The 5,364-nt window shown below is 75.3% G+C and carries 5 protein-coding genes; all 5 read right to left on the reverse strand.

Features of this window, described 5'->3' with window-relative positions:
* On the reverse strand, window positions 1–655 hold a 655-nt coding region (locus tag KCH_RS40810), incomplete at its 3' end, for an alpha/beta fold hydrolase (protein WP_167573961.1).
* Window positions 655–1,014 carry a hypothetical protein gene (locus KCH_RS40815; protein WP_051652658.1) on the reverse strand — a complete coding sequence of 120 codons (360 nt, stop codon included), beginning with the start codon at window positions 1,012–1,014 and terminating at the stop codon, window positions 655–657. The genes KCH_RS40815 and KCH_RS40810, both read right to left, overlap by 1 nt.
* Before the next feature lie 196 nt (window positions 1,015–1,210).
* Window positions 1,211–1,696 carry a cysteine/serine endopeptidase inhibitor gene (locus KCH_RS02585; protein ID WP_051652659.1) on the reverse strand — a complete coding sequence of 162 codons (486 nt, stop codon included), beginning with the start codon at window positions 1,694–1,696 and terminating at the stop codon, window positions 1,211–1,213.
* Window positions 1,697–1,892: 196 nt separating this feature from the next.
* A complete protein-coding gene (locus KCH_RS02590; protein ID WP_035858559.1) occupies window positions 1,893–2,681 on the reverse strand; it encodes a hypothetical protein in 789 nt (262 codons plus the stop codon).
* Window positions 2,682–2,734: 53 nt separating this feature from the next.
* Window positions 2,735–5,364, reverse strand: a 2,630-nt coding sequence (locus tag KCH_RS02595) for a CHAT domain-containing protein (RefSeq protein ID WP_035858560.1), incomplete at its 5' end; no start/stop codon positions are given.

The raw sequence follows: 5,364 nt of genomic DNA on the forward strand, positions 1-5,364 counted from the left end.
CCACGGTGGCCGCGGCGGTGAAGGGGGTGCCGCCGAGGACGACCGGGCGGGTGCGCAGCCGCTGGAGCAGCTCGCCGTACCGGGCCCGGGTCGCGGGGGCGGTTCCGGCGGAGAACGCGCAGGCGTCGGGGCCGAGTCGGCCGCACCGGTCGAGGAAGGCGTCGAGGACGCGGCCGGCGGCGAGGTCGCTCCCGTTGCGCAGCAGCGGGCCCATGAGGGTCGGCCCGCGGCCGGTGGACCAGGCCACCGGGTCGGGTGCGCTGTCCAGGACCATGGCGCGGACCCGTCCGGGGAACAGGTTGGCGTAGGTGGCGCCGAGGTAACTGCCGTACGAGGTGCCGAGGTAGCTGAGTCGCCGGTCGCCGACGGCCTGCCGGAGCAGGTCCAGGTCGCGGGCGACGTTCGCGGTGGAGAGGTGCGGCAGCAGGGCGGGGTTGCGGGCGGCGCACTGCCGGCCGAGCGCCCGGTACGCGTCGGTCCAGGCCGTCTGCTGCGCGGCGGTCTCGGGGTAGCCGGCTGCCGTGCCGGCCAGCAGGGCCTGCTCGTCCGCCGGGTGGTCGAAGCACTGGACGGGGGCGCTGCCGCCGGTGCCGCGCGGGTCGAAGGAGACGAGGTCGAAGCGCTTGCGGACCTCGTCCGGGAACTGACCGAGCATCAGGGGCAGCGCGGCGGTGCCGGGACGGCCGGTCCGCCGGGGTTGTAGAAGAGGGAGCCGATCCGGTGGGCCGGGTCCTCGGCGGGGTGCCGGAGGACGGCGAGGTCGATGGTGGCGCCGTGCGGGTCGTGGTGGTCGAGCGGGACGCGGGCGGTGGTGCACTGGAAGCCGTCGGCGCATGCCGTCCAGGCGAGGCGCGGCACCGGAGCGGCGTCCGGCGCGGCCGTGGCGGACGCCGGGGCGGCGGTGGCCAGCAGTCCGGCGAAGGCCAGGCCGAGGCGGAGGTGGGGGCGGAGGCCGACGCGCCGGGATGCTGCGGTGATCCGGTGCGGGCCTGCGGGCGGGGCGGTGCGGGTCATGCGGATGGCCTTTCGTGGACGGGCCGGGAGCCGGCACGCGCGCCTCGGTGGCGACGTGCCCTCCCGGCCCGTCCGACGGTTCCGCATCCCGCTGGCAGAACGCCGGCATGCCGCTGGCAGCGCGCGCCGGACCGTGGCAGGGCGCTGGCAGCGCGCCCGGACCGCGACAGGGCGCGGCCAGGCGACGGGCGGAGCGTCAGCCGGCGGCGGAGCCGGTGACGAGGGCGCCCACGGGGACGGTCTGTCCGCTGAGGCTGGTCTGGACGAACTGCCAGGTGATGCCGTTGATGATGCCCTGCGACAGCGGGGCGAACTGGGCGAAGGCGGGCTTGCTCAGGTCCAGGTGGGTGGAGGCGCAGGACGGGCATTGGTCCTTGACGGGCAGGGTGAGGGTCTTGCCCTGGTAGCTGACCTTGACCGAAATGCCCTTGCAGAGCGGGTCGTTGTTGGGGTTGGCGGTGGTCCACCAACTGGCGGGGACGGCGACCAGCAGTTGGGTGCCGGCGTTGATCTGGGTGCCGCAGGCGCCGTAGCCGGTGTCGGTGAAGTAGGTGGCCATGCCGGTCATCGGCTGGTTGATCGGTATCGCGGCCGCGGCGGAGCCGGCACTGAACGCGAGTAGGACGGCCGCGACGAGCGGTGCGCCGGCCAGGAGGCTCAGCTTCGTACGGGTGGCACGCATGGTTCCCTCCGCTTTCTCCAGTACGCGCGTGACAGTGTCAAGTCGCCTGCTCCCGGCGGGACTTCGGCGATCACACGGTCACCGGACGGCACCGAACCTACGGAAGTGCCCAGCGGTGGTCCACACTTCTGACGGCTTGTCATGGACACAGGTGGGGAATCTTTTACATTTGGCTCTGCACACCGACGACCGGCCGTCAGGTCGGCTGCGTACCACCCGTCCCCGGAGCCAAGGACGGCCCGTTGGAAGCCCCGAAGAGCCCGGCGGGAGCCGCGGAGGCCCCGGCGGAGGCCCCGGACGGCTCGGCGAGGCGGCAGCGCTTCTCGCTCGTGCCGAGCTTGCCGGTCAGCCGGACGACCCGGAGCGCGCCGCGCGGCATGATCCGCACCCGCATGGTGACGGTCGCGTCGACGGGCGCGCCGGCCGGGGCGTCGACCAGCAGCCGGAGTTCCTCGTTGACGTGCAGGAACTCCCGGTCGGAGGCCCGGAAGTCCCAGTAGGCGGCGGTGAATCCGGTACCCGAGGAGGTGATCCTCGGGCAGTACACCGTCCGCCGCCGGGTCAGCTGCGGGTTGAGCGCCCCGCCGAGCACCGAGCTGGCCAACTGGAAGGTCAGCCCGGCACCCACCGTGGTCTCGACCTCCACCGGGTGCTCCCCGTCCACCAGGACCGGCGACATGTCCGCCACCACCGCGCCCGGCGAGACCGACAGATCGACCACCAGCCGCGACCAGCGCACGTTCGTCTCGGGGTGCGCCTGGATCACGCAGATCAGCGGGATGTCGTAGCCGACCCGGCCCGGCCGGTCGGCGGCGACCTCCCGGACCGGGCCGCGGGCCAGGCCGATCCTGGTGCGCCGGCGCAGCAGGCTGACGGTCTCCTCGTCCAGCGGCTCCAGGTGCCGGTCGGGCTCGTTCTCGTCCACGGCGGGTTCGACCAGGTCCAACAGGCGGTAGCCGTCGGGCAGTTCGAAGGGGGTCTCCATCCGGTCTCCAGGGTCTCGATGGGCGGGTCGGCCGGTCGGGCGGGCCGACCCGGTCAGGCGTCCGGTCGGGCCGGTGCCCGCCAGTCGCCGAGCAGGCAGAACGCCGCCCAGCGGTCGAGCCGGTCGCCGCCGGGCCGGTCCCGGGCGGCGAGCATGGCGGCGCGCAGCGCGGGGGCGGGGGCGGTGCCGGCCCGGGTCAGGTCGTGGAAGTCGCCCATCAGGGCGGCGGTGGTCCGGTCGGGAACCCGCCACAGGCTCATCACCAGCGAGCGCACGCCGGCGAACAGCAGGGCACGGCTGAGGCCGAGCGTCTCGTCGGTGCGGCTGGTCCGGCCGATGCCGGTCTCGCAGGCGGAGAGGACGGCGAGCCGGACGCTGTGCCAGTCCTGCTGCAGGATGTCCCGGGCCGTCAGGACGCCGTCGGCCAGCACGAGTCCGGAGGCCAGCGGGTCCGCGGCGTCGAAGCGGGCGTGGCAGGCGGCGTGCAGGACGGCCGCGCCGGGGGCGGCGCGCAGCACCCGCTCCCTGGTGGCCGCGTCGCCGAGCAGCGGTGCGGTGCCGAGCCGGGCGGCCAGCGCGGCGGCCTCCGCGCGGGCGTGCGGGAGGTCGCGTCCGGGGTCGCCGAGGACGACGGCGCCGGAACCCGTCGCGGGGGTGCGGCGGTTGAGGGTGCGCAGCAGGGAGACGGTCGGCAGGTAGCCGACGGGGTTGCGGTCGAGCAGGGTCGGGTGGCCGGGGACGGCGAGGGCGTGGAACGGGACGTGGTGCAGGGAGCCGGTGGGGCAGATCAGCACGGTCTGCCCGGGCGCCGCGGCCTCGGCCAACGGGGCGACCAGCGGGGCCAGTTCGTGCTGGAGCAGCCCGGGCAGGTCCTCGGCGAGTTCGCGGACCTGGCCGGCGCTGCCGAAGTGGTCCTCGACGAACCGCAGCATCCGCGGCCCGTCGGCGTCCACGTACCCGGCCCGCAGGCCCCGTTCGGCGTCGAGTGCGAACAGCACCACCTGCCCGTCGTCGAGCAGCGCGTAGGAGGCCACCAGGACGTTCTCGCCCGCGAGTTCGGCGCGGACGTCGGCGGGGGTCATCACGTCGGCCCGCCGGATCGCGGTGTACTCGGCGGCCTCCGGGCCGTGGGCGGCGATCCGTTCCCACAGGCGGTCGAGTTCGCCGCTGAGCCGGTGGTGCCGCGTCCAGTCGACCCGGCCGGCGGTCTCGGTCTCGGCCCGGGCGCGCAGCAGCGCCGCCTCCCGGGCGAGCAGCGCCGGGGGCAGGCCGGCGGGGGCGCGCAGCCGGGCGGTGCTCATGGCGTCGATCAGCGCGCGGGCGCGTTTGCGTTCGGCGGCCAGGTACGCGCCGGCGATGTGCTCCGCCGCCTCCGCCTGCTGCCGGGCGGCCCGTTCCAGCCGGTAGCGGGTAAGCAGTTCGTGGACGTGGGCGCGCTCGTCCTGGACCCGGATCCGCACGGCCGGGTCCGGCTGGGCGGCCCGGACCAGGTCGGCGAGGTCGGCGCCGAGCGTCAGGACGTCCGTCGCGGTGTACAACTCGCCTTCCCGCCAAGCCTCCTGAGCCATCGGCAGGACGATGCTCCAGGCCCGTTCGACGGCGACGATCCTCCGTCCGGTCGCCGCGGTGGGCTCGCCGCGGGGCGCCCAGAACAGCCTCTCCCCGCGCCGTCCGCCGGCCACCGAGGAGAGCACCAGCACCTGTTCGTACGCCGTCGTGACGCGGCCGAAGTCGGGCCACTGCTTGAGCACGGCCGCGGTGGCGATCCAGTCCGCGGCCAGCCGGTCGGCGTTCCCCGCGTTCAGTGCCCGGGCCGCCGCGAAGTGCTCCAGGGCGGTGCGCGGCAGCCCGAGGCTGGTGTGCAGCAGCCCGAAGGCGTGGCGCACCGTCGCCATCGCGACCTTGACGGGGCTGCGGACGAACTCCTCCTCGGCGATGGCCTGCGCGGCGCTCAGCCGGCGCAGCGCCAGCTCCGGGTCGCCGTCCGCGAAGGTCCGCATGGCGCCGTCGACGATGGCCACCATCCGGTCGTGGTCCCGGACGGGGGCGGCCTCCTCGTGCTCCCGGTGCAGCCGGGCCCAGTGCTCGGCGCCCGCGTCGTCGCCGCTGCGCCGCGCGGCCGCGGCGAGCTTGCGGTACAGGCCGTCGTTCGGCGCGGTGCCGGTGACCTGGTCGAAGGCGGTCCACAGGTCCTTGCCGGCCCGGGTCCGTTCCCCCTGGTCGACCTGGAGCCACTGCTCGGCGGCCCGCAGCAGGTCGTACGCCTCGGTGTAGCGGCCGAGTTCGGTGGTGACGTCGGCCAGGCCCTCCAGGGTGACGGCCAGCAGCCGGGCCCGGCCCATGTCCTCCTCGTCGCCGTCCGGCCAGGGGCCGTCCAGCGAGTGGGCGATCTCGACGCAGCGCCGGGCGATCAGCAGGGCGCGCTCCGGATCGGTGGCGCGGGCCGACCAGTGGTAGCTGAGCGCCTTCAGTGCCCACAGTGCGACCGACCAGTGCGCCGGACCCTCCTCGCGCAGCCAGGCGGCGAACGTGCGGTCGTCGGCGAGCGCGTCCAGCAGGCGTGCCAGGTACGCGTGTTGACGGCGCATCGAGTCTTCCAGCCGGGCGGGCAGGTCCGCCTCGTTGCCCGGGCCGGCGCTGAACCCGGAGGTCGGGATGCCGGCGGTCGGCGGGACTGCGGGCG

This window comes from Kitasatospora cheerisanensis KCTC 2395 (assembly GCF_000696185.1).
Lineage (GTDB): Bacteria > Actinomycetota > Actinomycetes > Streptomycetales > Streptomycetaceae > Kitasatospora > Kitasatospora cheerisanensis.

Excerpts from the sequence above, each read along its gene's own strand:
- KCH_RS02590 (WP_035858559.1), bottom strand. The coding sequence starts at position 2,681 with ATGGAGACCCCCTTCGAACTGCCCGACGGCTACCGCCTGTTGGACCTG.
- KCH_RS02585 (WP_051652659.1), bottom strand. The coding sequence starts at position 1,696 with ATGCGTGCCACCCGTACGAAGCTGAGCCTCCTGGCCGGCGCACCGCTC.
- KCH_RS40815 (WP_051652658.1), bottom strand. The coding sequence starts at position 1,014 with ATGACCCGCACCGCCCCGCCCGCAGGCCCGCACCGGATCACCGCAGCA.